Source organism: Mycolicibacter nonchromogenicus (assembly GCF_002101775.1).
In the GTDB taxonomy this organism is placed as follows: domain Bacteria; phylum Actinomycetota; class Actinomycetes; order Mycobacteriales; family Mycobacteriaceae; genus Mycobacterium; species Mycobacterium nonchromogenicum.
Genome location: NZ_LQPI01000036.1, coordinates 58,110 through 84,056, shown reverse-complemented (window position 1 = coordinate 84,056; position 25,947 = coordinate 58,110). Strand labels below are relative to the sequence as shown.

Genomic DNA, 25,947 nt, shown 5'->3' with positions numbered 1-25,947 from the left:
CGCACGGCGGCTGGCAGCCCGGTTATCGTCATCGGTGTGCACGCCGAGGAGATCGCCGAGGAATTCCCCGTGGTGTCCATCGACTCCGACGCCTTGGACGCCGCCCGGTTGCTGGCCCAGCATCGACTGCCGGGGCTGGTTGTGACCGACGAAGCGGGCAAGCCCTATGCGGTGCTGCCCGCCTCCCAGGTGGTGCGCTTCATCGTGCCGGGATACGTCCAGGACGATCCATCGCTGGCCGGTGTCCTGAGCGAGTCGATGGCCGACCGTGCCGCCGAGAAGCTCGGTGGGAAGACCGTGCGCGACGTACTGCCGGAGCATTTCCACGACGTACCGGCCGCCGAAGCCGATGCGACCATCATCGAGGTCGCCACTACGATGGCCAGAATGCATAGCCCGCTCGTCGCCGTCGTCAAGGGCGGGGAACTGCACGGAGTCATCACCGCGTCGCGGTTGCTCGCCGCTGCCTTGAACGTCTGATCCCGCGGATGGCATTCTTCGCGGTCGCGGTTTTTGTGATCGCGTATGGGTTCATCGCTGCTGACCGGATCAACAAGACCCTGGTGGCCCTGACCGGTGCCGCGGCGGTGGTGATCCTGCCGGTGATCAACTCCGATGACATCTTCTACTCCCACGAGACCGGGATCGACTGGGACGTCATCTTTCTGCTGCTGGGCATGATGATCATCGTCGGTGTGCTGCGCCAGACCGGCGTGTTCGAGTACATCGCGATCTGGGCCGCCAAGCGCGCCAAGGGATCTCCGTTGCGGATCATGATCCTGCTGGTGCTGGTGACGGCGGTCGCGTCGGCGCTGCTGGACAACGTCACCACGGTGCTGTTGATCGCCCCGGTCACCCTGCTGGTGTGCGACCGCCTCGAGATCAACCCTGTGCCGTTCCTGATGGCCGAGGTGTTCGCCTCCAACATCGGCGGGGCGGCCACCTTGGTCGGTGATCCGCCCAACATCATCATCGCCAGCCGAGCGGGCTTGACGTTCAACGCCTTTCTGATCCACCTGGCGCCGATCGTGGCCTTGGTCATCGTCGTATTCATCGTCATGTTGCCCCGCCTGTTTCCGGGATCGTTCGCCGTCGAACCCGACCGGGTCGCCGACGTGATGGCGCTCGAGGAACGCGAAGCGATCCGCGACCGGGGCCTGCTGATCAAGTGCGGAGTGGTGCTGACAGCGGTGTTCGCGGGCTTCATCAGCCATGGCGCACTGCATCTGGAGCCGTCGGTGGTGGCGCTACTGGGCGCCGGCGTGCTGATCGTGGCCTCGCGAATGGAGCGCGACGACTACCTGTCCGGGGTCGAATGGGAGACCCTGCTGTTCTTCGTCGGTCTGTTCGTGATGGTCGGCGCCCTGGTGGAAACCGGCGCGATCGGCGCCGTGGCCAAAGCCGCGACCGAGCTCACCGGCGGTGATGCGATGCTGACCACGATGGGAATCCTCGGAATCTCCGCCCCGGTGTCGGGGATCATCGACAACATTCCCTACGTGGCCACCATGACCCCGATCGTGGCCGAACTGAGCGCGACCGTGCCTGATGCACTGCACCCCGACGCGCTGTGGTGGGCCCTGGCGCTCGGCGCCGACTTCGGCGGAAATCTGACCGCCATCGGGGCCAGTGCCAACGTCGTGATGCTCGGAATCGCCCGTCGCGCCGGCAGTCCCATCTCCTTCTGGGAGTTCACCCGCAAGGGCATAGTGGTCACCACGATGTCGGTCGCACTGTCGGCGCTGTATCTGTGGTTGCGCTACTTCGTTTTCGGCTGGCCGTCAGCCGTGGCGTTGTTCGCCACGCAGCACAGCGGGAGTTCAGCGGGTGAGCAGCGCCACACACTCCACGTGATGGGTCAGCGGGAACGCATCGAATACCCGGATCTGCTCGACGCTGTACCCATGGCCGCGGTACAGGCCGATGTCACGGGCGAACGCCGCCGCTTCACAACCGATGTGCACCAGGCGCGGAACACCCGCGGCCGCCAGCAGATCGATCACCTCGCGGCCGGCACCGGCGCGCGGCGGGTCCAGCACCGCGACATCTGCCGCGGCGCGCTCCGCACCGAGCACGCGGCGCACGGAGTCGGTGCGCACTGACACCTGCGGCAGATCGGCCAGTGCCGTCCGCGCGGCGCCCGTCGAAGCGCGCGAGGTGTCAACGCTGATCACCCGGCCGGACTCCCCCACCGATTCGGCCAGCGCTGCGGCGAAGATCCCCGCCCCGCCGTAGAGATCCCAAGCGGTGCTTCCGGATTCGGGTTGCGCCCATTCCGCGATCAGTGCGCTGTAGAGCGAGGCCGCGCGACGGTGTGCCTGCCAGAACGCGGTCACCGGGATCTGCCAGCGGCGCCGGCCCACCCACTGGGTGGCATGGTAGTCGCCCTCGACGACTTCCGGGCGATGGTCACGTCCGGTGCTGACCACATGCCGGACGCCGTCGTCGTCGGCCACCACGTGCAGGTGATCGCCGGGCCGCCAGCTCTGCTCGGCCAGACCCTTCGTCATCCCGGCCGGCAGCTGACCGCATCGCAGGTCGGTCACCAGCTCCTCGCTGTGGTAACGGTGAAATCCGGCTCGCCCATCGGCCCCGACCTCCAGCCGGACCCGGCTGCGCCACCCCGTCGCACCGTCATCACCGAGCGGCTCGGCCTCACCCCGCCACTCATGCCCGCCGAGCCGGGCCAACTGGTTGGCCACCACCTCGCCCTTGAGAGCACGAACCACGGCCGGGTCGGCGAACGCCAGGTCACAGCAGCCGGCACCGTCCACACCCGCGATCGGGCACAGCGAGTCGATCCGGCCGGCCGCGGGGGTGAGCACCTCGATGCATTCACCGTGCCAATACGAACCCCGCTCGGCGGTGATCCGCACCCGCACCTGCTCGCCGGGCAGTGCGTAGCGCACGAAAACGACTCGACCGTCGTGGCGGGCCACACAACTGCCGCCGTTCGCCGGCGCCCCGGTCGTCAGGACCAATTCCTGGTCGATCACTCTAAGAAGCCTCTCCGGGTGTCGCCGGGCGCGTGGTGCGGCGCCAAGACTTTGCGGCGCTCCGAGGAGTTCAGCTGCCACGGCACCGAGGTGACCATGACCTGCGGCATGAACAACAGCCGGGTCTTGAGCCGCAGCGCGCTCTGGTTGTGGAGCAACTGCTCCCACCAGTGGCCCACCACGTATTCGGGGATGTAAACGGTCACCACGGTGCGCGGCGACTCCTTGCTGATGCGTTTGACGTATTCGAGCACCGGCCGGGTCACCTCACGGTAGGGCGATGCAATGACCTTGAGCGGAACGGTGATATCGCTATCCTCCCACTCGCGCACCAGGGCGCGAGTTTCGGTGTCGTCGACATTGACGGTGATCGCCTCCAGGGCGTCCGGGCGGGTGGCCCGCGCGTAGGCCAGCGCACGCCGGGTCGGCAGGTGCAGCTTGGACACCAAGACCAGGGCGTGGTTGCGACTGGGCAACACCGCGTGGTCGTCCAGGGCGGCTGACTGCTCGGCCAACTCGCGGCTGACGGTGTCGTAGTGCCGGCGGATCATCTTCATCACGGCGAACAGCACCGACATCACGACGATCGCGATCCATGCGCCGGCCACGAACTTGGTGGCGATCACCACGATCAGCACCGCACCGGTGGCCACGAATCCGATGGTGTTGACCACTCGGGAGCGCTTCATCTTGACGCGGGCTGATCGATCACTTTCGTTGCGCAGTAACCGGTTCCAGTGCCGCACCATACCGATCTGACTCAGCGTGAAGGAGACGAACACCCCGACGATGTAGAGCTGGATCAGCGCGGTCACCTCGGCACCGAATGCCACGATGAAGGCGATGGCCACCACCGCCAAGAACACGATGCCGTTGGAGAATGCCAGCCTGTCGCCGCGGGTGTGCAGCTGACGCGGCAGATAACGGTCCTGCGCCAGGATGGAACCCAGCACCGGAAAGCCGTTGAACGCCGTGTTGGCGGCCAGCGCCAAGATCAGCGCGGTCACCCCGGCGATGATCCACAGACCGGGCGGAAAGCCCCGGAACACGGTCTCGGCCAGCTGCGCCAACAGGGTCTTCTGGTCGTAGTCCGCCGGCGCGCCGATCAGCTGCTCGTGCGGGCGCGCGGCGATCTTCACGCCGGTCTCGCGAGCCAGCACGATGATTCCCATCATCAACGTCACCGCGATCGCACCCAGCATCAGCAGGGTGGTGGCGGCGTTGCGTGACTTGGGTTTGCGGAAAGCCGGCACGCCGTTGCTGATCGCTTCCACCCCGGTCAGTGCGGCACATCCCGAGGAGAACGATCTCGCCACCAGAAACACCAGGGCCACGCCGACCACCTCACCCTGGGTGGAGTGGATCTTGAATGCCGCCGATTCGGCCTGCAGCGGGTGGCCCAGCACGAAGATCTGGACCAACCCCCAGCCCAGCATGGCGAAGACACCGATCATGAACGCATACGTCGGCACGGCGAACGCGGTGCCCGACTCTCGAATGCCCCGCAGGTTGGCGGCCGCCACCACGACCACCGTGCCCACCGCGAACGCCACTTTGTGATCGGCGATATAGGGTATCGCCGATCCGATGTTGGCGACCCCGGCCGAGATCGAAACGGCAACCGTCAGAACGTAATCCACCATTAATGCGCTGGCAACGGTCAAGCCTGCGGTGGCGCCTAGGTTCGTGGTGACCACCTCGTAGTCACCACCTCCGGAGGGATAGGCGTGCACATTCTGGCGGTAGGAGGCCACCACCGTGATGAATACGAAGGCGACAGCCAGTCCGACCCACAACGTCATCCGATAGGCCGCCAGGCCCGCCACCGACAACACCAGAAAGACTTCTTCGGGCCCGTAGGCCACCGAGGACAATGCGTCGGAGGCGAACACCGGCAGTGCTATGCGCTTGGGCAGCAGCGTGTGGCTGAGCCGATCGCTGCGAAACGGCCGGCCCAGAACCAGCCGCCGCGCAGCGGTGGAAATCTTCGACACGAGAGCCAAGGGTAAGCCAGGTGGGCTTTGGCGGTAGCGTTCACCGAATACAGGCACTATTGCAATCGATAAGCAGCCGAAACCGGCCGAAAGGACCTTGCACGTGCGGGTAGTTGTGATGGGTTGCGGACGCGTGGGAGCCTCGCTTGCCGACGGGCTGTCCCGGATCGGTCACGAGGTCGCCATCATCGACCGAGACAGCACCGCGTTCAACCGGCTCAGCCCCGAGTTCAACGGGGAGCGGGTCCTCGGCATGGGCTTCGACCGCGATGTGCTGCTGCGAGCGGGTATCGAGGACGCCGCTGCCTTCGCCGCGGTGTCTTCGGGTGACAACTCCAACATCATCGCGGCGCGGCTGGCCCGTGAGACGTTCGGCGTCTCGCGGGTGGTCGCCCGTATCTACGACGCCAAGCGCGCCGCGGTCTATGAGCGCCTGGGCATTCCCACCATCGCCACGGTGCCGTGGACCACCGACCGGCTGCTCGACGCGCTGACCCGGGAAAGCGAGACCACGAAGTGGCGTGACCCCACCGGCACCGTCGCCGTCGCGGAGGTGGTCCTGCACGAGGACTGGATCGGTCGCCCCGTCACCGACCTGGAGGTCGCCACCGACGCCCGGGTGGCCTTCTTGATCCGCTTCGGGATCGGCATTCTGCCTGAGCCCAGGACGGTGATTCAGGCCAGCGACCAGGTGTACATCGTGGCGGTGTCCGGCCGGGTCGCCGAGGCGATCGCGATCGCCGCGCTGCCGCCGAGCGAGGACCTGGACAAATGAAAGTCGCGATAGCCGGCGCCGGCGCGGTCGGACGATCGATTGCCCGTGAGCTGCTCGACAGCGACCACGACGTGACGTTGATCGAGCGCAACCCGGACCACGTCGACACCGAGGACATCGCCGACGCGCAGTGGCACCTGGGCGACGCCTGCGAGCTGAGCCTGTTGGAGGCGGTGCACCTGGAGTCCTTCGACGTGGTGATCGCCGCAACCGGTGACGACAAGGCCAATGTGGTGCTGGCCCTGCTGGCCAAGACCGAATTCGCAGTACCGCGAGTGGTGGCCCGCGTCAACGATCCCCGCAACGAGTGGCTGTTCACCGACGCCTGGGGTGTGGACGTCGCGGTGTCCACCCCACGCATGCTGGCCTCCCTGGTCGAGGAGGCCGTCGCAGTGGGAGACCTGGTGCGGCTCATGGAGTTCCGCAAAGGCGAGGCCAACCTGCTGGAAATCACCCTGCCCGACGACACCCCGTGGGGCGGCAAACCGGTGCGCAAGCTGACACTGCCTCGCGACGCCGCGCTGGTGACGATCCTGCGCGGGACCCGGGTGATCGTGCCGCAGGACGACGAGCCCCTTGAGGGCGGCGACGAGCTGCTGTTCGTCGCGTCCAGCGGCGTCGAGGACGAACTGCGCGCTCTGGTGCTACCCGCCCACTGAGCGCGGCTCGCGCTCGGCCTCGGCCGGCCGCTCATCCAGTGCGCGCTGCACGTATTTGACGGCCAGATAGGTGACCACCGCCGCCGCCGCGGTCAGCGGCCAGCCCATGGCGATGCGCGCCACGCCCAGCCAACCGGTCTGATCGGCGTTGTACAGCAGTCGCTGGACCACGAATCGGGCAGCGAACACCAGCGCCCAGGTCAGCGTTGCCAGATCGTAGGCGTAGACGGCTGCCCGCAGCTCACGCCAGGTCTGGGGCTGACCGCTGGCCCATGACCAGATGTAGCCGACGGCCGGGCGGCGGATCACCATCGACGCGGCGAACACCACCGCCCACGCCAGCGACGACCAGATTCCGAGCAGAAAGTAGCCCTTGGACTCCCCCACCAGGTAGGCGATCAGGGCGCAGACGGCGACCCCGAAGAAACCCGAGATGGCCGGCTGACTGGATTGCCTGCGGGCCAGGCGCCACACCAGCACCGCCGCCGCCACACCCAACGCCGCCACGATGGCGACGCGCAGTCCGAAGAGATTGGAGGTCGGCACGAACACCACGATCGGCAATGAGGAGTAGATCACCCCGGACACCCCGCCGATCTGCTCCAACAGCCGCTGCGGACCCTGGGCGCCCTCGGCGCTGTAATCCTCGCTCATACCTGCACCGACCCGAAGGGGGGCGCGGTCACTGCTGGATTTCGTAGTGGGGGTTGTAGATGGCCTTACAGCCGCTTTCGAGTTTGCCGATCCGGCCGTGCACCCGCAGGGTGCGGCCGGAGTCGATTCCGGGGATGCGTCGCTGCCCCAGCCATACCAGCGTCACCGTGTCGGTGCCGTCGAAGAGTTCGGCACGGACGCCGCCGACGCAGCCCTTGGCGTTGGCTTCGACACTGCGCAGCACCCCGACCATGGTGACCTCTTGGCCGCGTTCGCAGTCGATCGCCCGCTGCGCGCCGGTATTGAGCGCCTCGTCGGACAACTCTTCGACGTCACGCAGCTCGGGGTCTTCTGTCAATCGCCGAGTCAGGCGGCGCAGGTACCCTTTCGGAGCAGCCATTGCTCTCTCCCTCAATCGTTATGCGCACGCTACGGTAGACCTGTTGAATACCTAATGCCACATGACCTGCCCACGGCGTGGCGGACAACACCCAACACGATCAAGAGGTGGCATGGTTCTGCACGGCGTGACGGCCGTCCTGCTGCCGGGGACCGGGTCCGACGACGACTACATCCGCAGGGCGTTCGACTCCCCGTTACAGCACGTAGGGGCCGAATTGGTCACCCATCGTCCGCAGCCCGAGCGGCTCATCGAGGACTACCTGGAGGCGCTGGACGCGGCTGCCACGCGATCTGGCCCGATATTGGCCGGCGGGGTCTCGATCGGCGCGGCGGTGGCCGCCGCATGGGCGCTTCGCCATCCCGCGCAGGTGGTCGGGGTGCTGGCCGCGCTGCCGGCCTGGACCGGCTCCCCCGACAACGCCCCCGCTGCCCAGGCCGCGCGTTACAGCGCCGAGCAGTTGCGAAACGACGGTCTGGACGCTGTGGTGGCCCAGATGCGGGCTTCGAGCCCACCGTGGCTCGGCGACGAGTTGACCCGCTCCTGGACGGCTCAGTGGCCGCAGCTGCCGAACGCCCTGGAAGAAGCAGCCGCCTATGTCGCGCCGACGCACGCTGAACTGGCGGCGCTGACCGTTCCGATGGGCGTGACCGCCGCAGTCGACGACGCGGTTCATCCGCTGCAGGCGGCATCCGAGTGGGCTAACGCCGCTCCGCGCGCGGTGCTGCACACCGTCACGCTGGACCAGATCGGCGCCGACCCGACCGCATTGGGCAGCGCGTGCGTCAGCGCACTGATAGCCGCCGCGGGCTGATTCGGCGGCCCAGCTTCGCTACCCGCCGGTGATAGTGCGCAACTGCTGCATCGCGGAGCCCTCCACGCTGCGGCGCGGGGCCGACGCGGGCGGTACGTCGCCGCCGCCACCGAACACGACACCTTGCTGAGCTGCCGCCTGCTGAGCCGCGGCCTGCTGCGCTGCCGCCTGCTGGGCGGCGGCCTGCTGCGCCGCAGCCTGCCGCAACTGCTCGGCCATCGGCTCGGGCAGCCGCACCGGCAACGGGGTACGCACCGGCAGCGGGGTGTCCCCGCGCCGGACCACCGTGTCCCTCAGCACCTGTCGCGCCAGTTGAGCGAGCGCATCCATGCTCTCGGGCCGACCGTTGATCACGCAGCGCACCATCCACCGATAGCCGTCGACACCGATGAACCGGACTGCGCCTTTCGCCGAGCCGTGCACCTCCCGACCCCACGGACCGTCGACGATGCTGACCATCGCGTTGTCCCGGCGCAGCGCTTCGGCCAGCTCGCCTGCCACCTCACGCCACAGACCCGCCGACTTCGGCGCGGCATAGGCGGCGATGTTGAACCGGCCGACCTGGGTCACCAGCCACACCGCACTGGGGACACCCGCCTCGCTCAGCTCGACCTGGACCTGAGCGCCCGGCGGCATCGGCACCAGCACCGAACCCAAGTCGAGTCGGGCGGTCGCCGCCGCCGCGGGGTCGTCGAAATCGTCGATGTCGAAGGGGCCCTCCAGCTCCTCCAGGTCCTCTGAGTCGGTGACGAACTCGTCCGCGGTCCCGGAGGCTTCCGGCTCGGCGCTCGCCGGCGTCTCGGCCGCGCGCTTGCCTTTACCCCTACCGAATGCCATCACAGCCGCCCATCTTCATCGATTCTTCGTTGCAAGCCATCACAGGCTCGCGTGCCCGCCGGAGGACCCATGTCCACCGGAACCACGGGTGGTCGGTTCCAGCCCGGCCTCATCGAACGAGGTCACCTCCACCAGTTCCGGAAGCTCGACCCGCTGCACCAGCAACTGGGCGATGCGGTCGCCGCGGTTGATTTCGATCGGCGTGGTCGGGTCCAGGTTGACCAACGAGACCTTTATCTCACCACGATAGCCCGCATCGATGGTGCCAGGACTGTTGACAATCGAAAGCCCCACCCGCGCAGCCAAACCCGACCGGGGGTGGACCAGGCCCACCATGCCGAAAGGAATCGCCACCGCGATCCCGGTGGGCACCAGAGCACGCTGACCTGGGCCCAACTCGACATCGACAGCGCTGTAGAGGTCGACCCCGGCATCGCCGGCATGAGCGCGGCTCGGCAGTGGAAGATCCGGATCCAGGCGAACAACCGCAAGACTGGGTGACACGAGGCGCAAGACTACTCTTAACCGCGTGTCGGGATCGCGCCTGAACCATCGGGCATCGCCAACGGTGCGCTACAGCGAACAGTTGTGGGTGCCGTGGTGGTGGTGGCCGCTGGGGTTTTTCGGTAACGGCCTGATGGCCTATGAAGTGCGTTTGGGTCTGCGCAACCTGCCGGGTTGGCTGCCGTTCGCGGTGTTCTTCGCGATCACCGTCTTCGGCCTGCTGTGGCTGGGACGGATCAAGGTCCGGGTCGTCGAAAGCGGCGGGGAAACGCAGCTGTGGGTGGGCGACGCCCATCTGCCGGTATCGGCGATCGCGCGCAGCGCCGAGGTCCCGCGTTCGGCCAAATCGGCAGCACTGGGCCGCCAGCTGGATCCGGCGGCATACGTGGTCCATCGCGGCTGGGTGGGGCCGATGATGTTGGTCGTTCTCGATGATCCCGACGATCCGACACCGTATTGGCTGGTCAGCTGCCGCAATCCGAAGCGGATGCTGGCGGCCTTGCAGGCTTAGCGACTACCGCAGTGGGGCGCTGGGGGCACCCGCTGCTCGCGGGCGCCGAAGCAGGGCGGGGCGGGGCCGATCAGGCCGCGCAGTCGGTGCAGATCATCACACCGTTCTTTTCGCTGGCCAGACGGCTGCGGTGCTGAACCAGGAAGCAGCTTGAGCAGGTGAATTCGTCGGCCTGCTTCGGAACGACACGCACCGACAACTCTTCGCCGGACAGGTCGGCGCCCGGCAGCTCGAACGACTCGGCCGATTCGGACTCGTCGACGTCGACCACAGCGGACTGCGCCTCGTTACGCCGCGCCTTGAGTTCCTCCAACGAATCCTCGGAAACGTCGTCGGTCTCGGTGCGCCGCGGGGCGTCGTAATCGGTAGCCATGGTCTTCTCCCCTCAAGTCCCCTCGAAACCCTGCGCGAGCTTTGTACCAGCGTCGAACGCATCAACCAAATGATTCGTGCCCGGATCGCCGTCAGATCAAGTGTGATTTACGTCACATTACATTGCTGACCACGGTGATCACCCTCGAGAGCGCCCTCTAGAGTGCGTACGTGGTCGCGCAAATCACTACCGGTACCGAGTTCGACAAGCACGGTCGGCCGTTCCGGCGACGCAACAACCGGCCGGCCGCCTACGCGCTGGCCGGACTCGTGTCGCTGACCGCCGTCGCATGGGGGGTGGCACTCACCCGGCCGGTCGATGTCCATGAGGTCGCGGTGTGCAATGCCCCACCGGCACCCACCGAGCCCGACCAGCCGCGACTGGGCACTCAGGTGCCACGCGCCGCGATGATCAACAGCACCCCGGCGAAACTGGCCGACGTCAAAGCCCGCGTCCTCAACGCCAGCGGCCGCGCGGGCCAGGCCGCCGATGTCGCCGACGCGCTGCGCGACGACGGCTTCGCCCAGCCGACCGCCGCCAACGACCCCATCTACGCCGACGACCGGCTGGACTGCCAGGGCCAGATTCGCTTCGGACCGGCGGGCCAAGCCGCCGCGGCGGCGCTGTGGTTGGTGGCGCCGTGCACCGAACTGTTCCGCGACGACCGCACCGACGATTCGGTGGACCTGGCCGTCGGCAGCGATTTCGTCGGCCTGTCCCACAGCGACGACATCGAGGCCGCGCTGGCCGGCCTGCGTCCGGACGCCACCGGGTTGCCCGACCCCGCACTGCTGACCAAGATTCATTCCGGCACCTGCTGACGACCGATCGCCGAAGAGGAGACTCGATGACCGACCCCGCTCCCTCCCCGATCGGGGACCGTCCGATCGCCGGTGCACACCGGCAACGACGCGGCTTCGGCGTCGATGTGGGCGGCAGCGGCATCAAGGGCGGCGTCGTCGACCTGGACACCGGCGCACTGATCGGCGAGCGTTTCAAGTTGCCGACACCGAGCCCGGCCACACCGGTCGCGGTCGCCCAGACCGTTGCTGCGGTGGTCCGGGACTTCGGGTGGACCGGCCCACTGGGTGTCACCTATCCCGGTGTCGTGGTCGACGGCGTGGTGCGGACCGCCGCAAACGTGGACAAGTCCTGGATCGGGCTGAACGCGCAGGAGACCATCGCCGCCGAACTCGACGGCCAGGAAGTCGTCATCCTCAACGATGCCGACGCCGCCGGGCTGGCCGAAGAGCGCTTCGGTGCGGGCAAGGGCAACAGCGGGGTGGTTGTGTTGCTCACCTTCGGGACCGGGATCGGCTCGGCGGTGATCCACAACGGAAAGCTGCTGCCCAACACCGAACTCGGCCATATCGAGGTGGGCGGCAAGGAAGCCGAACACCGGGCCGCCGCCTCGGTCAAGGAGCGCAAGAAGTGGTCCATGGAGAAATGGGCCAAACAGGTGACCATGGTGCTGATTGCGATCGAGAATGCGCTCTGCCCGGACCTGATCATCGTCGGGGGCGGTATCAGCCGCAAAGCTGATCAGTGGGTGCCGCTGCTGGGCAACCGGACCCCGGTGGTCGCCGCGACACTGCAGAACAGCGCGGGGATCGTGGGGGCCGCGATGGCGTCCGCAACCGACGTGACCCGCTGAATAATGCCCGCTCGGCGATTCCCGCCTCACCCTGTCGTTACAATGGTCGACGGCGGCCGCCTACCGATAGCGGCGACTATCCCAGTTGATCACCAACTGAAATAGAGCCGACATTCGATATACCCGACACTTTCGGTTGCGCACGACCCTGCAACCTGAAAGTCAGTCCGACCGAAGGGATGGACGTGGCAGCGAGCAAGGCACAGCCGGCGACTGAGGAGCCCAAGAAGGGCAGTGCCACCAAGGCACCCGCCAAAGCCGCCGCGAAGTCGCCTGCCAAGGCTCCCGCCAAAGCCGCCGCAGCGCCCGCCAAGCGGACCGCGGCCAAGGCCACCAAAGCAGCGCCCGCCAAGAAGGCCACGAAATCGACGGCACGCGCCGCTGCCGCGGACGGCGCGGCTAAGCCCGCGACCCGCGCGACTCGAGGCCCGGCGAAGAAGGCCACCAAAGCGACCAAGGCCACCAAGGCCAGCGCGAAGACCACCGGCGCCGACTTGGCGCCCGAGGACCTCGAGACCGATGTTGAGCTGGACGGCGAACCCGGTGTGGAAGACATCGACGAAGCCGACCTGAGCCTGGACGAACTCGACGACGACACCGAAGCGGTCGCCGGGGACGACGGCGCCGTCGTCACTCCGGCGGCAGACGCGGCCGAGGACGCCGAGGAAGGCGACGACGACGAGATCGCCGAGCCCAGCGAGAAGGACAAGGCCTCCGGCGACTTCGTCTGGGATGAAGAGGAATCCGAGGCGCTGCGTCAAGCTCGCAAGGACGCCGAGCTCACCGCCTCCGCCGACTCGGTGCGCGCTTACCTCAAGCAGATCGGCAAGGTCGCGCTGCTCAACGCCGAAGAGGAAGTCGAGCTGGCCAAGCGGATCGAGGCCGGACTGTTCGCCACCCAGAAGATGGCCGAGCACGCCGAAAAGGGCGAGAAGCTGGCGGTCGCCTACCGCCGGGACATGGCGTGGATCTGCCGCGACGGGGACCGCGCCAAGAACCACCTGCTCGAAGCCAACCTGCGCCTGGTGGTGTCGCTGGCCAAGCGGTACACCGGCCGCGGGATGGCGTTCCTGGACCTGATCCAGGAAGGCAACCTGGGTCTGATCCGCGCGGTGGAGAAGTTCGACTACACCAAGGGCTACAAATTCTCCACGTACGCGACCTGGTGGATCCGCCAGGCCATCACACGTGCCATGGCCGACCAGGCACGCACCATCCGCATCCCGGTGCACATGGTCGAGGTGATCAACAAGCTCGGCCGCATCCAGCGCGAGCTGCTGCAGGATCTGGGCCGCGAGCCCACCCCCGAGGAATTGGCCCGGGAGATGGACATCACCCCGGAGAAGGTGCTGGAGATCCAGCAGTACGCCCGCGAGCCGATCTCTCTGGACCAGACCATCGGCGACGAAGGCGACTCGCAGCTCGGTGACTTCATCGAGGACAGTGAAGCCGTCGTGGCGGTGGACGCCGTGTCGTTCACCCTGCTCCAAGACCAGCTGCAGTCGGTCCTCGAGACGCTCTCCGAGCGTGAGGCCGGCGTGGTGCGGCTGCGGTTCGGCCTCACCGACGGCCAGCCCCGTACCCTCGACGAGATCGGTCAGGTCTACGGTGTCACCCGCGAGCGCATCCGCCAGATCGAGTCGAAGACGATGTCGAAGTTGCGCCACCCCAGCCGGTCCCAGGTACTGCGCGACTACCTCGACTAAGAAAGCGACATGGCAAAAACTCCTCCCACGGCGGTACTCAACGCCGTCAACGCTTTTCGTGGTGGCTTACAGCGTCTGCTCCAGGCCACCGTGCCCGCCTCCGTCGCCGTCCTGGAACTGGGGTTCAGCGCCTGGTCTGCCCAGGCGCTTGCTGCCGCGGTACGACTCGGGATCATCGATGCGCTCACCGACGGCCCACTGACCGCCGACGAGGTCGCCCACCGAGTGGGCACCGACCCGCGCGCCACGTTCCGGCTGCTGCGCGCACTGGCCAGCCAGTCCGTGCTGAAACTGCGCCGTGACGGCCGATTCGCGTTGACCCGCACCGGGCGTGCGCTGGCCTCGAACAGTGCGAACAGCGTGGCCCCGATGGTCGCGTTCATCGGCCACCCGGCTCATCGGGAACACTGGTCGCACCTGGAGCACTCCGTACGGACCGGCGAGACCGGCGTCGGCAAGGTTCGCGGAATGCCCTTCTTCTCCTATCTGGACCTTGACCCCGAGCTGGCGCAGGTGTTCAACGACGCCATGACCGGAGCGTCCGCCGTGGCTATCGAAAGCGCCGTGCCTGCATACGATTTCAGCAGCAGCAAGCTGATCGTGGACGTGGGCGGCGGCCACGGCGCGCTGCTGGCCGCTGTGCTGCGTCAGGCACCGCATGCTCGCGGTGTGCTGTTCGACCTGCCACAGGTGGTGGCCGGCGCCGGCCCGACGATCGCGGACGTGGCATCACGCTGCGATATCCAGGGCGGGTCGTTCTTCGAGTCGGTCCCCGCCGGCGGCGACACGTATCTGCTCAAGACCGTCATCCACGACTGGGACGACGAACAGTCCTTGGCGATTCTGCGCTCTGTCCGCAGGGCCATCGCGCCCGGTGGCAAGGTACTGCTGTTCGAGATGGTGCTGCCCGAGGGCGCGCCCGCTCACCTGGGTTTGGTACTCGATCTGGAGATGCTGGTTTCGGCCGGTGGGCAGGAACGCACCCGACGGGAGTACGGCGAGTTGCTGTCCCAGGCAGGCTTCGAGTTGAAGCGTGTCGTGCCCACCACCAGCCCGCTGGCAATCGTCGAGGCGCGAGCGGTCTGAGGCGTCCGCGGCGGCCGCGGCGTAGGATCGCCCAGCATGCCGACGGATGACGCGTCGCGGGCGACCTTCGCCGCGTTGTTGAAGCGTGCCGCCACCCACGGCCACCGGGTGCCGCCGGATGCCGATCTGAATCCCGCTGTGCTCGACGCGATCAACGCGGTCGCCGCCGCCTGGCCGCGGGTGCCCGCCGCCTTGATCAATAAGGCGCAGAGCACGTTCGCCCGTAGCGAACTCACCCGGGCGTCGGCAGCCAAACCGACCACCCCGATCAACCTCAACCAGCCGGGCCGAATACGCCGTCCGGGCCGGGCCGATAATCACTGACACTGATCACCGCCTCCACGGGCAACGGCCCGTACAGATGCGGGAACAGCATTGCCTCCGGATCGCTCGGCACGCCCGGCTCCCAGCGCACCGGTGCGCCGACTTTGGCCGGATCAACCTGCAGCAACACCAGATCCGCGCAGCCCCGATATAACCGGTTCGCGGGCAGATGCACTTGCTGCGGGGTCGACAGGTGCACGAATCCCACGCTGTCCAAGGACTCCGGACGCAGCGCCCCAACCGCCTGCGCCCGGGCCCAGTCGCCGGCACTGCACAGGTGCACCAACACACCGGACGGGATCGGGGATGAGGTCATGGCACCGATCCTGCCGTACGCGTCGCCGGGGTGAGACACGACACAGCCGAACCCGGGAACAACGCCGAACCCGCCGGCGTCTGACACACTTGAGAGCAACCGCGAGAACGGAGGAGCCCATGAACGCGACTCTGACCAGTCCCGAATTGACCCGGGCTGATCGATGCGACCGGTGCGGTGCCGCCGCACGGGTACGAGCCACGCTGCCCTCCGGCGCCGAATTGCTTTTCTGCCAACACCACGCGAACGAACACGAAGCCAAGCTGATCGAGCTGGCCGCCGTGATTCAGGTGAGCGCAGCGACTGAGGCCTAACGCGAGCGGGCAGCCAACACGCCCGTCTGCGCAATTGTGCAATAGCAGCGCCCGTCAGGGATGCTGGGCTGGTCATGAGTGACCAGATTCCGAAGCCTTCCCGACATCACCTGTTGCGTATTGCCCGCCGCACTCTGGTCAAGAGCTGGGACGATTCCATCTTCGCCGAATCGGCCCAGGCGGGGTTCTGGTCGGTGTTGTCACTGCCACCGCTGCTGTTGGGAATGCTGGGCAGCCTGTCCTACGTGGCGCCACTGTTCGGACCGAACACACTGGCCACCATCCAGGACCGGCTGATCAGCATGGCCAGCAGCTTCTTCTCGAAGAACGTCGTGGTGGAGATCATCGAGCCCACCGTGCGAGACATCGTGGCCAATGCCCGCGGCGAGGTCGTGTCGCTGGGATTCGTGATCTCCTTGTGGGCCGGCTCCTCGGCGATCTCGGCGTTCGTCGACTCGGTGGTCGAGGCGCACGATCAGACTCCGCTGCGACATCCCGTGCGCCAGCGCTTCTTTGCCTTGGGTCTCTACGTCGCAATGCTGGTGATCGCCGTGGCCACCGCGCCGTTCGCCGCATTGGGACCGCACGCGGTGGCCGAGCGCCTCCCGGCCGGCTGGACCGACGTGCTGCGGTTCGGCTACTACCCGGCACTGGTGTTGGGTCTGCTGGTCGCAGTCACCGTGCTCTACCGGGTCTCGCTGCCCAAACCCCTGCCCTCGCATCGTCTGGTGTTCGGCGCACTGCTGGCCACCACCGTGTTCGTGGTGGCGACGATGGGGCTGCGGATCTACCTGCGCTACATCACCAGCACCGGCTACACCTACGGCGCGCTGGCGACACCCATCGCGTTCCTGTTGTTCGCGTTCCTGCTCGGCTTCGCCATCATGCTGGGCGCCGAGCTGAACGCGGCGGTCCAAGAGGAGTGGCCCGCGCAGGCCACCCACCTGCACCAGCTGCGTACCTGGGTGGTGGCGGGGCGGGGTCGGACCGACCCCGACAATGACGCCACCGATCCGGTCAAGCCCGCTTGAGCGTCGCGTAGATCTTCTTGCAGTCCGGACAGACCGGGGAGCCGGGCTTGGCCGACTTGGTCACGGGGAAGACCTCGCCGCACAGTGCAACCACGTGCGTGCCCATGACCGCGCTCTCGGCGATCTTGTCCTTCTTGACGTAGTGGAAGTACTTCGGGGTGTCACCGCCGGTCCCGTCATCGACGCGTTCCTCGGAATCGGTGCGTTCGAGGGTGTCGGTCTGTATTCCCATGTCCCCATTGTGCCCAGATCCGGAGATCTTCCAAAACCCCTCGTGCCACCAAATCGCTCGTGTGGGACAGTGGAGTGATGAAGCACGGCCCCGAGCTGGGTTTCGACGACGATGGCCGACCGGTCCTGATCACTGCGGCGGCCCCGTCCTACGAGCAGCAGCACCGCGATCGGGTACGCAAGTACCTGACCTTGATGGCGTTTCGGGTGCCTGCGCTGATCCTGGCCTCGGTCGCCTACGGGATCTGGCACAACGGGCTGATTTCCCTGCTGATCCTGGTGGCATCGATCCCGCTGCCCTGGATGGCCGTGCTGATCGCCAACGACCGGCCTCCTCGCAGCGCCGATGAGCCCCGCCGCTATGAGGCGGCGCCCACTCGTACCCCGCTGTTTCCCACCGGCTCACGCCCAGCCCTGGAGCGGCCCCAACGCCCGGAATCGGGCGGCGACACCGCCGGCGAAGCGCCACACGGTACCGGTTCTTAGCACATTCTCAAGGTCATCCCCGTATTTCCGCACGTCAGGTGGTGTGGAAATGCGATCGGCCGGGAACTCTGCATACGTGTCGGACGTTGACACGTGTGACAGCAGAAGCCGATGAACGGGAGGCCGCAATGGCAAAGGCAGATGCCACCACCAGTCGGATCGACGGCGATCTGGACGCGCAGAGCCCAGCCGCAGACTTGGTGCGCGTGTATCTCAACGGGATCGGCAAGACCGCGTTGCTCAACGCCGCCGACGAGGTCGAGCTTGCCAAGCGGATCGAAGCAGGACTGTACGCCCAGCACCTGCTCGACACCCGTAAGCGCTTCGGTGAGAAGCGCAAGCGCGAACTCGCCGCGGTGGTACGAGACGGCGAGGCCGCCCGGCAGCACCTGTTGGAAGCCAACCTGCGCCTGGTGGTCTCACTGGCCAAGCGTTACACCGGCCGGGGCATGCCCCTTCTGGACCTGATCCAGGAAGGCAACCTGGGGTTGATCCGCGCGATGGAGAAGTTCGACTACGCAAAGGGTTTCAAGTTCTCCACCTATGCGACCTGGTGGATCCGCCAGGCCATCACCCGCGGGATGGCGGATCAGAGCCGCACCATCCGACTGCCGGTCCATTTGGTCGAACAGGTCAACAAGCTGGCCCGGATCAAGCGCGAGATGCACCAGCATCTGGGCCGCGAGGCCACCGATGAGGAGCTGGCCGCCGAGTCCGGAATTCCGGCGGAGAAGATCAACGACCTGCTCGAGCACAGCCGCGACCCGGTCAGCCTCGACATGCCGGTGGGTTCCGACGAGGAGGCGCCGCTGGGCGACTTCATCGAGGACTCCGAGGCCATGTCGGCGGAGAACGCGGTGATCTCCGAACTGCTGCACACCGACATCCGCAGTGTGCTGGCCACCCTCGACGAACGCGAGCATCAGGTGATCCGCCTGCGGTTCGGCCTCGACGACGGGCAGCCCCGCACGCTGGACCAGATCGGCAAGCTGTTCGGTCTGTCGCGCGAGCGGGTCCGCCAGATCGAACGCGAGGTGATGGCCAAGCTGCGCCACGGCGAGCGCGCCGACCGCCTGCGCTCGTACGCCAGCTGACCCGGCCCAGGACCGACAGTTCCGCTCCGGCGGGTCGCCGATATCGGTGGCCCGCCGGAGTTGCGTCGTGCGGACGTCGCTCTAACCGTGTCCTGGGCTGCCGAAGTAGACTCAGCTGCGACGGAAGGTGCCGAATGAATGACCTGGTTGATACCACCGAGATGTACCTCAGGACGATCTACGACCTTGAGGAAGAGGGTGTCACCCCCCTGCGCGCGCGGATAGCCGAGCGACTGGAACAAAGTGGTCCGACCGTCAGCCAGACGGTGTCCCGGATGGAACGTGACGGCCTGCTCAGGGTGGCGGGCGACCGTCACCTCGAACTGACCGAGAAAGGCCGCACCCTGGCCGTTTCGGTGATGCGCAAGCACCGGCTGGCTGAGCGCCTGCTCGTTGACATCATCGGACTGCCGTTGGAAGAGGTGCATGCCGAGGCCTGTCGCTGGGAACACGTGATGAGCGAGGACGTCGAGCGGCGCCTGATCCAAGTTCTCGACAACCCGACCACCTCCCCGTTCGGCAACCCCATTCCCGGCCTGCTCGATCTCGGCTTCGGCATGGGCTCGTCCGGCGATTCCGACCTGGTGCGGCTGACCGAATTGCCGGCCGGTTCCCCGGTGGCGGTGGTGGTGCGTCAGCTCACCGAGCACGTTCAAGGCGACATCGAGCTGATCATGCGGCTCAAGGAGGCCGGTGTGGTGCCCAGCGCCAGGGTGACCGTGCAGGCCGAAGGGGACGACGGTGTGACCATCGTGATCCCCGGCCACACCGACGTCAGCCTGCCCTACGAGATGGCGCACGCCGTCAAGGTCCAGAAGGTCTGACACCCCCGTCTCAGCCGGCCTGCTGGCCGAACCCCTGCCGCGCGGGCAGCTGCACCCCGATCTGTTGGGCCAGTCGATAGCCGGTGTCCGCCAGTCCGCGGATGCGCTCCGGCCGCAGCCCCGACTGCAGGGCGGTGTCGAGCAGACCGGCCATCCGATGCCCCGGTTTGCCGCGCAACGCAGCCTCCAGCGATACCCCGGCCAGCGGCCCGTCGCCACGGGCATAGGCGCTGAACGCCAGCAGGACCAGTGCCTCCGCCCGCCACGGTTCGGGGAGATTCCGTGCCAACGCCGACCAGAGCCGCTCGGCTTCATCTGCGCGCTCCCCGATCGCCAACCCGCACAGGGTGTCCCGGACCAACACGTCGGTGAGCGGGCAGCCCAGCCGCGCCAGCTCCATCGCGGTGGGTTCCCGGCCGCCCGCCAGTGCGACGACGGCGGCCACCGTCTGCTCGACGTCGCGGCGGGCCCGGTCCCGGGTATCGCCCTCCCCCGCCGCCCACTGTGCCGCACAGTCTTCGATCGCCGCGGCCACCGCGGCGCACCGTGCCGTGTCATCGGGTGTGATGACCGCCTGCAGGTCGGCTCGCCGGGCATACAGCCGCCTTCCCTCCAACACCGCGGCGGCTGCCAGCGGCGAGGCCGCTGGATCGTCGACCGGGCCGCCGGCGCCGCACCCGTCGGCACAGTGCCACCGCCCGCCGTGGGCCACCTGGTCCACCACGTGGGCGCTGAGCAGCACGATGCCGTGGCCCGACAACTCTTGCGACAGCGCGGCGATCAGCCGGCGGTGCTGGTCATTGCAGACCGGGCAACCCGCCCCCGCGGCGTCGACGATCACCGCGATGGCCGCCGCGGGTGCGGCGGCCGCGGCGACATCCGCCAGCCGCCCCACGGTGTCCACCAGCGCGTCCGACAGATCGACCCGTAACACCGAGCCCAATTCGCCCCGGTCGAGTGCCACCAGGATCAGGGATTTCTCCGGCACGAAGCCGAGGATGGCCGGCAGCGCAGCGATGAGGGCTCCGGGCCGATTCAGCGTGAATTCCGATTGCTTGGTTGTCATGGCAGCAACGTTGACGACCACCACCGTCATCGAGGGCTCGAGCACGCGTGGTCGCCCGCCAGGTTGGGGATGAACCGGAAACTGTTAAGAAATGGTTGCCGAGGTGCAGGACCGTCCGAATTTGCGCAATTGTCTAATGTCATGGGTTCCAAGCGCGAGTACGACATCATCGTGATCGGTTCAGGTCCGGGGGGTCAGAAGGCCGCCATCGCATCGGCCAAGCTCGGCAAATCGGTCGCGGTGGTCGAACGCGGCCGGATGATCGGGGGCGTCTGCGTCAATACCGGCACCATCCCGTCCAAGACGCTGCGTGAGGCGGTGCTGTACCTGACCGGGATGAACCAGCGCGACCTCTACGGCGCCAGCTACCGGGTCAAAGACAAGATCACTCCCGCGGATCTGCTGGCGCGCACCCAGCACGTGATCGGCAAGGAGATCGATGTGGTGCGCAACCAGCTGATGCGCAACCGTGTCGACCTACTGTTGGGACACGCGCGATTCATCGACCCGCACACGATTGTCGTCGACGGCCATGACGGCGCCGAAACGACCACGATCACCGGTGATTACATCGTCATCGCCACCGGAACCAAGCCGGTCCGCCCCTCCGGCGTCACGTTCGACGAGGAACGGGTGCTGGACTCCGACGGGATCCTCGACCTGCGATTCATCCCGGCCTCGATGGTGGTCGTCGGCGCCGGTGTGATCGGAATCGAGTACGCCTCGATGTTCGCCGCGCTGGGCACCAGGGTGACGGTGGTCGAAAAGCGCGAGTCGATGCTGGAGTTCTGCGACCCGGAAGTCGTGGAGGCCCTGCGTTTTCACCTGCGCGACCTGGCCGTCACCTTCCGGTTCGGCGAGGAGGTGACCGCCGTCGACGTCAGCGCCAGCGGCACCGTCACCACGTTGGCCAGCGGCAAACAGATCCCCGCCGAGACGGTGATGTACTCGGCCGGGCGTCAAGGCCATACCGCCCACCTCGACTTGGCCAAGGCGGGCCTGGCCGCCGACGAGCGAGGCCGCATCGTGGTCGACGAGATGTTCCAGACCTCGGTCAAACACATCTACGCCGTCGGCGATGTGATCGGTTTCCCGGCGCTGGCGGCGACATCGATGGAGCAGGGCCGCCTGGCCGCCTACCATGCCTTCGGCGAACCGACCGTGGGCATCACCGAACTGCAGCCGATCGGGATCTACTCGATCCCCGAGGTCTCCTATGTGGGGGCGACCGAATCGGAGCTGACCCGCAACGCGATCCCGTACGAGGTGGGGGTGGCCCGGTATCGCGAGCTGGCCCGCGGGCAGATCGCCGGCGACTCGTACGGCATGCTCAAGCTGCTGGTGTCGACCACCGACCTGACGCTGCTCGGCGTGCACATCTTCGGTACCAACGCGACCGAGATGGTGCACATCGGCCAGGCCGTCATGGGATGCGGCGGCACGGTGGAATACCTCGTGGATGCGGTATTCAACTACCCGACCTTCTCCGAGGCATACAAGAACGCCGCATTGGACGTCATGAATAAAATGCGGGCCCTGCAACAATTCCGCAGCTGAGATACGGGCGCGGGCCCTTTACTCGCTCAGCGAACGCCGTCGGCGCCGCGGAACACCGGGGAGCACCCCGTACGTTGTGGAAAACAAGTGCACACCGTTTTCGGCGTGCCTTCCCCGGTGGGGGAAAATGGACAGTGCGATCCGTTGCGAGATCCGTTGCGATACACACAACGAGGAGGCGAAGGCGATGCCCGACTACCCGGACAACGGTTCCGACCGGGACCGGCACTACCACGTCGAGCAGAACGGCATGTACGAGCTGGAGGTGCCGGCACCACAGCTGATGTCGGCGAACGGCGAGGGCCCGGTCCTGATTCATGCCCTGGAGGGCTTCTCCGACGCCGGCCACGCGATCCGCCTTGCCGCCAAACACCTCAAGAACAGCTTGGACAGCGAGCTGGTGGCATCGTTCGCGATCGACGACCTGCTGGACTACCGGTCGCGGCGGCCGCTGATGACGTTCAAGTCCGACCACTTCACCCACTACACCGAACCCGAGCTGAACCTGCACGCCCTGCGGGACAGTGCGGGCACCCCGTTCCTGCTGTTGGCGGGCATGGAGCCCGACCTGAAGTGGGAGCGGTTCATCACCGCGGTGCGACTGCTGGCCGAGCAGCTCGGGGTGCGCCGGACTATCGGGTTGGGCACGATCCCCATGGCGGTACCGCACACCCGGCCCGTGACGTTGACCGCGCATTCCAACAACCGCGAGTTGATCAGCGAATTCACGCCGTGGATCACTGAGGTCCAGGTTCCCGGCAGCGCATCCAACCTGTTGGAGTACCGGATGGCCCAACACGGCCACGAGGTGGTCGGCTTCACCGTGCACGTGCCGCATTACGTGGCTCAGACCGACTACCCCGAAGCCGCCGAGGCGCTGCTCAAGCAGGCCGCCCAGACCGGCTCGCTGGAGTTGCCGCTGGCCCAGCTTCGCGACTCCGCGGCCGAAATCCGGGCCAAGATCGATCAGCAGGTCGAAGCGAGTGCCGAGGTGGCCCAAGTGGTGGCGGCCCTGGAACGTCAGTACGACGCATTCATCACCGCCCAGGAAAACCGGTCGCTGCTGTCACGCGACGAGGAGCTGCCCAGTGCCGACGAACTCGGTGCCGAGTTCGAACGCTTCCTGGCCCAAGAGGCCAAGAAGAACCTCGACGGCGACGACTGATCGGTGGGGCTATGCCGGGCCGGTGGTTCGGCAAAGCGTGGCGGTGAGGTGGTTCTGCGCGGGCTGGCCGACTGCGCCCATGTCCAGGGTGTAGGACAACTCATCGCCGTCGAGACGGTAGTGGCGGCTCAGGACGGTCACTTCTTTGGCTGTCGGCGCCAGCCCGATCGTCGGTGCGGTCATCTGCAGGTCCACACCCTTGGCGGTGACCGTATAGCTGCCGACCTCGATCTCGGTGATGCCGCTGGGATGCGCCAGCACCCACTCGATCTGACCGGGCTGCGGCACCCGCAGGTAGCCGGTCTCGGCATGTAGGGGCAGGCCCTCATCGGGCGACTTGGTCTTTTGGCCGTAGACCAGAAACGGCTTGCCGACGTGCGAGAAAACCACCTCTTCGAGGTAGTCGAACGACGCGATCGTGGGATACACCCCGGAGCCCCGACCTGACCAGGTGCCCAACAGCGGGGCCAGCTCCACCAGGTTTGGATGCAACTCGGGTGCCATGCCGCAAGCGTAGTGCGCCGCGATTCACCGCACGGCTCAACTGGTACTGGGCATCTCGCGATGTTCGCGCAGCGCCTCGATCTCCCGCTCGAAGTCGGCGGCCGACGAAAAGGACCGGTACACCGAGGCGAATCGCAGATATGCGACTTCGTCGAGTTCGCGCAGCGGGCCCAGGATCGCCAGACCCACCTCGTGACTGGGAATCTCCGGCGAACCCGCCGCGCGCACAGCGTCTTCCACCTGCTGCGCCAGCAGGTTCAGCGCGTCGTCGTCGACCTGACGCCCCTGGCAGGCCCGGCGAACGCCGCGGATGACCTTCTCCCGGCTGAACGGCTCGGTCACGCCACTGCGTTTCACCACTGCCAACACCGCGGTCTCCACCGTGGAGAACCGACGACCGCATTCCGGACAGGAACGCCGCCGGCGGATCGCCTGACCGTCATCGGCTTCGCGGGAATCCACCACCCGGGAGTCTGGATGGCGACAAAACGGACAGTGCAACGCCGCTCCTTCGCCGTGCCGGGAGCCCAGGCCCTCAGACAGCTGGGGCTCCGTGGACCACTGGGACAACTGTGAGCCTACCTGCGCGGGTTGCCGCCGGCGCTCAGCAGTGGCCGCAGACGGCGACCGAACCGACACCTGCCGCCTCAGCCCAACGGCGCGATCAGCGTCTGACCGGCGTCGAGGGCCACCGATTCCAGACTGTTGAGCTCACGGATGCGCTCGATGACCTGTCCGGCGGGCGCGTCCGGTGCGACACGGGCCGCCAGGTGCGCCAGTGTCTCCCCGCTCTGGACCCGCACTACGCCGAGTTGGTCGGGCACCGCCGACGTGCTGCCGGCCGCCGCCGCCCCGAACTGGGCGATCAACCCGAGCCACACGGTGATCCCGGCGGCGATCAGGGCCAGCATGACGGTGGTCGCCGGGGTGATGGCTTTCGCCGGCTGCGGCCGGTGCGGTGCCCGCGACATCCGCACCCCGGCGCCGCGGTGGCGCAGCGGGGCGCCGCCCGGCCGCTGCCGGACCAGCCGTGCCGGCTGGGTGCGGATCGGGTAGGCGCGGCCCGACGTCCGGGAACCGCGATGCGCCTGCGTCCGCTCGTTTCCGGCCGGCTCGAATGTCGGAGCGATCGTGTCGATGAGCATCATGTTGCGGTTCTCCCTCACTCGGCGTCGGCGACCCTGTTCGCTCGACTGTTCGAATACTAATCGATTGTATGTTCGAAGTCCGAACATGTGATCGAATCGTTGTCGAAAACATTAGCGAAGGGGTCCGACAAGTCGCCGACAGTTTCGAACGTCCCGCGACACACCTCGAACACATGTTTGATTAATCCCCGTCGTGGGACTAGATTCGCCCCCATGAGTGACAGCAGCAGTAACTCGACGGGCCCGGACTCAGCGCTGACCGCCCGGCAGCGCACGATCCTGAACGTCATCCGCGCCTCGGTCAACGAGCGTGGTTATCCGCCGAGCATCCGCGAGATCGGCGACGCCGTCGGGCTGACTTCGACGTCCTCGGTGGCCCACCAGCTCCGCACGCTCGAGCGCAAGGGCTACCTGCGGCGTGACCCCAACCGTCCCCGTGCTGTCGATGTGCGTAGCCAGGACGACGTGGCCGGCGCCGCCGAGGCCGTGCAGCGCACCGACTTTGCCGGCTCGGATGCACTGCCCGAGCCCACTTTCGTTCCGGTCCTGGGCCGGATCGCGGCCGGTGGGCCGATCCTGGCCGAGGAGGCCGTTGAGGATGTCTTCCCGCTCCCCCGCGAGCTGGTCGGCGAAGGAGAGTTGTTCCTGCTCAAGGTGGTCGGCGAATCGATGGTGGACGCCGCGATCTGCGACGGCGACTGGGTTGTGGTGCGTCAGCAGAACGTCGCCGACAACGGCGACATCGTGGCCGCCATGATCGACGGCGAGGCCACCGTCAAGACGTTCAAACGCACTGGCGGCCAGGTGTGGCTGATGCCGCACAACCCGATTTTCGACCCCATCCCCGGCAACGACGCGGTGGTGCTGGGCAAGGTCGTGACCGTCATCCGAAAGATCTGATCACGCCCGCGCCGCGCCCACCGT

Annotated in this window: 31 protein-coding genes and 1 pseudogene; 19 read left to right on the top strand and 13 right to left on the bottom strand. The window is 67.0% G+C overall.

All coding sequences use genetic code 11. The features are described 5' to 3' along the window. Positions 1 to 36 precede the first annotated feature (36 nt). Both AWC18_RS07950 and AWC18_RS07945 read left to right on the top strand, forming a co-directional pair. Complete coding sequence (locus AWC18_RS07950; protein ID WP_085138333.1) at positions 37 to 480, top strand: CBS domain-containing protein; 444 nt, start codon at positions 37 to 39, stop codon at positions 478 to 480. A gap of 8 nt (positions 481 to 488) precedes the next feature. Beyond that, a pseudogene (locus tag AWC18_RS07945) lies at positions 489 to 1,769 on the top strand (ArsB/NhaD family transporter); the annotation flags it as partial. 51 nt (positions 1,770 to 1,820) lie between these two features. On the opposite strand, the gene AWC18_RS07940 reads toward AWC18_RS07945, so the two are convergent. Next, positions 1,821 to 2,996: a class I SAM-dependent RNA methyltransferase gene (locus AWC18_RS07940; RefSeq protein ID WP_085138332.1), complete on the bottom strand. Its 1,176-nt coding sequence runs from the start codon at positions 2,994 to 2,996 to the stop codon at positions 1,821 to 1,823. Continuing rightward, positions 2,993 to 4,990 (bottom strand): APC family permease, encoded by a 1,998-nt coding sequence (locus tag AWC18_RS07935; RefSeq protein WP_085138331.1) that lies wholly within the window; start codon positions 4,988 to 4,990, stop codon positions 2,993 to 2,995. The genes AWC18_RS07940 and AWC18_RS07935 overlap by 4 nt, the downstream gene beginning before the upstream one ends. A gap of 103 nt (positions 4,991 to 5,093) precedes the next feature. Between AWC18_RS07935 and AWC18_RS07930 the strand changes: the two genes are divergently transcribed. Then, positions 5,094 to 5,765, top strand: a complete 672-nt coding sequence (locus tag AWC18_RS07930; RefSeq protein ID WP_207504670.1) for a potassium channel family protein — start codon at positions 5,094 to 5,096, stop codon at positions 5,763 to 5,765. Then, on the top strand, positions 5,762 to 6,424 hold the full coding sequence (locus tag AWC18_RS07925; protein ID WP_064996217.1) for a potassium channel family protein: 663 nt from the start codon (positions 5,762 to 5,764) through the stop codon (positions 6,422 to 6,424). The genes AWC18_RS07930 and AWC18_RS07925 overlap by 4 nt, the downstream gene beginning before the upstream one ends. On the opposite strand, the gene AWC18_RS07920 is transcribed toward AWC18_RS07925, so the two are convergent. Together AWC18_RS07920 and AWC18_RS07915 are read right to left on the bottom strand one after the other, a co-directional pair. Then, positions 6,410 to 7,078, bottom strand: coding sequence for a DUF3159 domain-containing protein (locus AWC18_RS07920; RefSeq protein WP_064996218.1), 669 nt, complete (start codon positions 7,076 to 7,078; stop codon positions 6,410 to 6,412). The genes AWC18_RS07925 and AWC18_RS07920 overlap by 15 nt on opposite strands. A 28-nt stretch (positions 7,079 to 7,106) precedes the next feature. Then, positions 7,107 to 7,478 (bottom strand): OB-fold nucleic acid binding domain-containing protein, encoded by a 372-nt coding sequence (locus tag AWC18_RS07915; protein ID WP_064996219.1) that lies wholly within the window; start codon positions 7,476 to 7,478, stop codon positions 7,107 to 7,109. A gap of 112 nt (positions 7,479 to 7,590) precedes the next feature. Between AWC18_RS07915 and AWC18_RS07910 the strand changes: the two genes are divergently transcribed. Next, the gene (locus AWC18_RS07910; RefSeq protein ID WP_085138330.1) at positions 7,591 to 8,292 is read left to right on the top strand and encodes a serine aminopeptidase domain-containing protein; all 702 of its coding nucleotides are present in this window, start codon (positions 7,591 to 7,593) and stop codon (positions 8,290 to 8,292) included. Between the two features lie 18 nt (positions 8,293 to 8,310). Here the strand turns inward: AWC18_RS07910 and AWC18_RS07905 are convergent, their stop codons facing one another. Together AWC18_RS07905 and dut are read right to left on the bottom strand one after the other, a co-directional pair. Continuing rightward, on the bottom strand, positions 8,311 to 9,132 hold the full coding sequence (locus tag AWC18_RS07905) for a DUF3710 domain-containing protein (protein WP_474627598.1): 822 nt from the start codon (positions 9,130 to 9,132) through the stop codon (positions 8,311 to 8,313). 36 nt (positions 9,133 to 9,168) lie between these two features. Beyond that, a complete protein-coding gene (gene dut / locus AWC18_RS07900; protein ID WP_064996222.1) occupies positions 9,169 to 9,633 on the bottom strand; it encodes a dUTP diphosphatase in 465 nt (154 codons plus the stop codon). A gap of 25 nt (positions 9,634 to 9,658) precedes the next feature. On the opposite strand from dut, the gene AWC18_RS07895 reads away from it, so the two are divergent. Beyond that, positions 9,659 to 10,144 carry a DUF3093 domain-containing protein gene (locus AWC18_RS07895; protein ID WP_064996223.1) on the top strand — a complete coding sequence of 162 codons (486 nt, stop codon included), beginning with the start codon at positions 9,659 to 9,661 and terminating at the stop codon, positions 10,142 to 10,144. Positions 10,145 to 10,214: 70 nt separating this feature from the next. Here AWC18_RS07895 and AWC18_RS07890 read toward each other — a convergent pair whose 3' ends face one another. Continuing rightward, positions 10,215 to 10,517: a DUF4193 domain-containing protein gene (locus tag AWC18_RS07890; protein ID WP_013829371.1), complete on the bottom strand. Its 303-nt coding sequence runs from the start codon at positions 10,515 to 10,517 to the stop codon at positions 10,215 to 10,217. Positions 10,518 to 10,687: 170 nt separating this feature from the next. On the opposite strand from AWC18_RS07890, the gene cei reads away from it, so the two are divergent. From cei to AWC18_RS07865, 5 genes are all read left to right on the top strand, one after another. Beyond that, on the top strand, positions 10,688 to 11,338 hold the full coding sequence (gene cei / locus AWC18_RS07885) for an envelope integrity protein Cei (RefSeq protein ID WP_064996224.1): 651 nt from the start codon (positions 10,688 to 10,690) through the stop codon (positions 11,336 to 11,338). Between the two features lie 26 nt (positions 11,339 to 11,364). Beyond that, on the top strand, positions 11,365 to 12,171 hold the full coding sequence (gene ppgK / locus AWC18_RS07880) for a polyphosphate--glucose phosphotransferase (protein WP_064996225.1): 807 nt from the start codon (positions 11,365 to 11,367) through the stop codon (positions 12,169 to 12,171). A gap of 185 nt (positions 12,172 to 12,356) precedes the next feature. After that, positions 12,357 to 13,877 carry an RNA polymerase sigma factor gene (locus tag AWC18_RS07875; RefSeq protein ID WP_064996306.1) on the top strand — a complete coding sequence of 507 codons (1,521 nt, stop codon included), beginning with the start codon at positions 12,357 to 12,359 and terminating at the stop codon, positions 13,875 to 13,877. A gap of 9 nt (positions 13,878 to 13,886) precedes the next feature. Continuing rightward, positions 13,887 to 14,963, top strand: a complete 1,077-nt coding sequence (locus AWC18_RS07870; protein ID WP_064996226.1) for a methyltransferase — start codon at positions 13,887 to 13,889, stop codon at positions 14,961 to 14,963. Positions 14,964 to 14,999: 36 nt separating this feature from the next. Continuing rightward, positions 15,000 to 15,287, top strand: coding sequence for a hypothetical protein (locus tag AWC18_RS07865; RefSeq protein ID WP_064996227.1), 288 nt, complete (start codon positions 15,000 to 15,002; stop codon positions 15,285 to 15,287). Here the strand turns inward: AWC18_RS07865 and AWC18_RS07860 are convergent. Continuing rightward, a complete protein-coding gene (locus AWC18_RS07860) occupies positions 15,238 to 15,603 on the bottom strand; it encodes a DUF952 domain-containing protein (protein WP_064996307.1) in 366 nt (121 codons plus the stop codon). The genes AWC18_RS07865 and AWC18_RS07860 overlap by 50 nt on opposite strands. A gap of 119 nt (positions 15,604 to 15,722) precedes the next feature. On the opposite strand from AWC18_RS07860, the gene AWC18_RS07855 reads away from it, so the two are divergent. Together AWC18_RS07855 and AWC18_RS07850 are read left to right on the top strand one after the other, a co-directional pair. Beyond that, positions 15,723 to 15,917 (top strand): DUF7455 domain-containing protein, encoded by a 195-nt coding sequence (locus AWC18_RS07855; protein WP_046285837.1) that lies wholly within the window; start codon positions 15,723 to 15,725, stop codon positions 15,915 to 15,917. Positions 15,918 to 15,991: 74 nt separating this feature from the next. Then, complete coding sequence (locus AWC18_RS07850; protein ID WP_064996229.1) at positions 15,992 to 16,948, top strand: YihY/virulence factor BrkB family protein; 957 nt, start codon at positions 15,992 to 15,994, stop codon at positions 16,946 to 16,948. Here AWC18_RS07850 and AWC18_RS07845 read toward each other — a convergent pair. Beyond that, positions 16,935 to 17,174, bottom strand: coding sequence for a DUF3039 domain-containing protein (locus AWC18_RS07845; RefSeq protein ID WP_064996308.1), 240 nt, complete (start codon positions 17,172 to 17,174; stop codon positions 16,935 to 16,937). The two genes, AWC18_RS07850 and AWC18_RS07845, sit on opposite strands and share 14 nt — an antisense overlap. A 65-nt stretch (positions 17,175 to 17,239) precedes the next feature. Between AWC18_RS07845 and AWC18_RS07840 the strand changes: the two genes are divergently transcribed. From AWC18_RS07840 to AWC18_RS07830, 3 genes are all read left to right on the top strand, one after another. Then, positions 17,240 to 17,665 (top strand): DUF3099 domain-containing protein, encoded by a 426-nt coding sequence (locus AWC18_RS07840; RefSeq protein WP_064996230.1) that lies wholly within the window; start codon positions 17,240 to 17,242, stop codon positions 17,663 to 17,665. A 128-nt stretch (positions 17,666 to 17,793) separates the two neighbouring features. After that, complete coding sequence (locus tag AWC18_RS07835; RefSeq protein WP_064996231.1) at positions 17,794 to 18,759, top strand: sigma-70 family RNA polymerase sigma factor; 966 nt, start codon at positions 17,794 to 17,796, stop codon at positions 18,757 to 18,759. A 134-nt stretch (positions 18,760 to 18,893) separates the two neighbouring features. Next, positions 18,894 to 19,583, top strand: a complete 690-nt coding sequence (locus AWC18_RS07830) for an iron-dependent transcriptional repressor DtxR (protein WP_064996232.1) — start codon at positions 18,894 to 18,896, stop codon at positions 19,581 to 19,583. A gap of 10 nt (positions 19,584 to 19,593) precedes the next feature. Here AWC18_RS07830 and AWC18_RS07825 read toward each other — a convergent pair whose 3' ends face one another. Then, on the bottom strand, positions 19,594 to 20,649 hold the full coding sequence (locus AWC18_RS07825) for a DUF4192 domain-containing protein (protein ID WP_085138342.1): 1,056 nt from the start codon (positions 20,647 to 20,649) through the stop codon (positions 19,594 to 19,596). A gap of 141 nt (positions 20,650 to 20,790) precedes the next feature. On the opposite strand from AWC18_RS07825, the gene sthA reads away from it, so the two are divergent. Both sthA and AWC18_RS07815 read left to right on the top strand, forming a co-directional pair. Next, positions 20,791 to 22,206, top strand: coding sequence for a Si-specific NAD(P)(+) transhydrogenase (gene sthA / locus AWC18_RS07820; protein ID WP_064996233.1), 1,416 nt, complete (start codon positions 20,791 to 20,793; stop codon positions 22,204 to 22,206). A gap of 187 nt (positions 22,207 to 22,393) precedes the next feature. After that, positions 22,394 to 23,371, top strand: a complete 978-nt coding sequence (locus AWC18_RS07815) for a proteasome assembly chaperone family protein (protein ID WP_064996310.1) — start codon at positions 22,394 to 22,396, stop codon at positions 23,369 to 23,371. 9 nt (positions 23,372 to 23,380) lie between these two features. Here the strand turns inward: AWC18_RS07815 and AWC18_RS07810 are convergent, their stop codons facing one another. The 3 genes from AWC18_RS07810 to AWC18_RS07800 all read right to left on the bottom strand — a co-directional run bounded on the left by AWC18_RS07810 (position 23,381) and on the right by AWC18_RS07800 (position 25,023). Further along, a complete protein-coding gene (locus AWC18_RS07810) occupies positions 23,381 to 23,875 on the bottom strand; it encodes a peroxynitrite isomerase (protein ID WP_064996234.1) in 495 nt (164 codons plus the stop codon). A 36-nt stretch (positions 23,876 to 23,911) separates the two neighbouring features. Next, a complete protein-coding gene (nrdR, locus tag AWC18_RS07805) occupies positions 23,912 to 24,376 on the bottom strand; it encodes a transcriptional regulator NrdR (RefSeq protein WP_064996311.1) in 465 nt (154 codons plus the stop codon). Positions 24,377 to 24,522: 146 nt separating this feature from the next. Further along, positions 24,523 to 25,023 carry a LysM peptidoglycan-binding domain-containing protein gene (locus AWC18_RS07800; RefSeq protein ID WP_064996312.1) on the bottom strand — a complete coding sequence of 167 codons (501 nt, stop codon included), beginning with the start codon at positions 25,021 to 25,023 and terminating at the stop codon, positions 24,523 to 24,525. Between the two features lie 213 nt (positions 25,024 to 25,236). Here AWC18_RS07800 and lexA point away from each other — a divergent pair, with 213 nt between their 5' ends. Then, a complete protein-coding gene (lexA, locus tag AWC18_RS07795) occupies positions 25,237 to 25,923 on the top strand; it encodes a transcriptional repressor LexA (RefSeq protein ID WP_064996235.1) in 687 nt (228 codons plus the stop codon). Positions 25,924 to 25,947 lie beyond the last annotated feature (24 nt).

Coding starts and splice junctions, on each gene's coding strand:
- AWC18_RS07925 (WP_064996217.1), top strand. CDS start 5,762: ATGAAAGTCGCGATAGCCGGCGCCGGCGCGGTCGGACGATCGATTGCC.
- AWC18_RS07920 (WP_064996218.1), bottom strand. CDS start 7,078: ATGAGCGAGGATTACAGCGCCGAGGGCGCCCAGGGTCCGCAGCGGCTG.
- AWC18_RS07915 (WP_064996219.1), bottom strand. CDS start 7,478: ATGGCTGCTCCGAAAGGGTACCTGCGCCGCCTGACTCGGCGATTGACA.
- AWC18_RS07910 (WP_085138330.1), top strand. CDS start 7,591: ATGGTTCTGCACGGCGTGACGGCCGTCCTGCTGCCGGGGACCGGGTCC.
- AWC18_RS07890 (WP_013829371.1), bottom strand. CDS start 10,517: ATGGCTACCGATTACGACGCCCCGCGGCGCACCGAGACCGACGACGTT.
- ppgK (WP_064996225.1), top strand. CDS start 11,365: ATGACCGACCCCGCTCCCTCCCCGATCGGGGACCGTCCGATCGCCGGT.
- AWC18_RS07870 (WP_064996226.1), top strand. CDS start 13,887: ATGGCAAAAACTCCTCCCACGGCGGTACTCAACGCCGTCAACGCTTTT.
- AWC18_RS07865 (WP_064996227.1), top strand. CDS start 15,000: ATGCCGACGGATGACGCGTCGCGGGCGACCTTCGCCGCGTTGTTGAAG.
- AWC18_RS07860 (WP_064996307.1), bottom strand. CDS start 15,603: ATGACCTCATCCCCGATCCCGTCCGGTGTGTTGGTGCACCTGTGCAGT.
- AWC18_RS07855 (WP_046285837.1), top strand. CDS start 15,723: ATGAACGCGACTCTGACCAGTCCCGAATTGACCCGGGCTGATCGATGC.
- AWC18_RS07850 (WP_064996229.1), top strand. CDS start 15,992: ATGAGTGACCAGATTCCGAAGCCTTCCCGACATCACCTGTTGCGTATT.
- AWC18_RS07835 (WP_064996231.1), top strand. CDS start 17,794: ATGGCAAAGGCAGATGCCACCACCAGTCGGATCGACGGCGATCTGGAC.
- AWC18_RS07830 (WP_064996232.1), top strand. CDS start 18,894: ATGAATGACCTGGTTGATACCACCGAGATGTACCTCAGGACGATCTAC.
- AWC18_RS07825 (WP_085138342.1), bottom strand. CDS start 20,649: ATGACAACCAAGCAATCGGAATTCACGCTGAATCGGCCCGGAGCCCTC.
- sthA (WP_064996233.1), top strand. CDS start 20,791: ATGGGTTCCAAGCGCGAGTACGACATCATCGTGATCGGTTCAGGTCCG.
- AWC18_RS07815 (WP_064996310.1), top strand. CDS start 22,394: ATGCCCGACTACCCGGACAACGGTTCCGACCGGGACCGGCACTACCAC.
- AWC18_RS07810 (WP_064996234.1), bottom strand. CDS start 23,875: ATGGCACCCGAGTTGCATCCAAACCTGGTGGAGCTGGCCCCGCTGTTG.
- AWC18_RS07800 (WP_064996312.1), bottom strand. CDS start 25,023: ATGATGCTCATCGACACGATCGCTCCGACATTCGAGCCGGCCGGAAAC.
- lexA (WP_064996235.1), top strand. CDS start 25,237: ATGAGTGACAGCAGCAGTAACTCGACGGGCCCGGACTCAGCGCTGACC.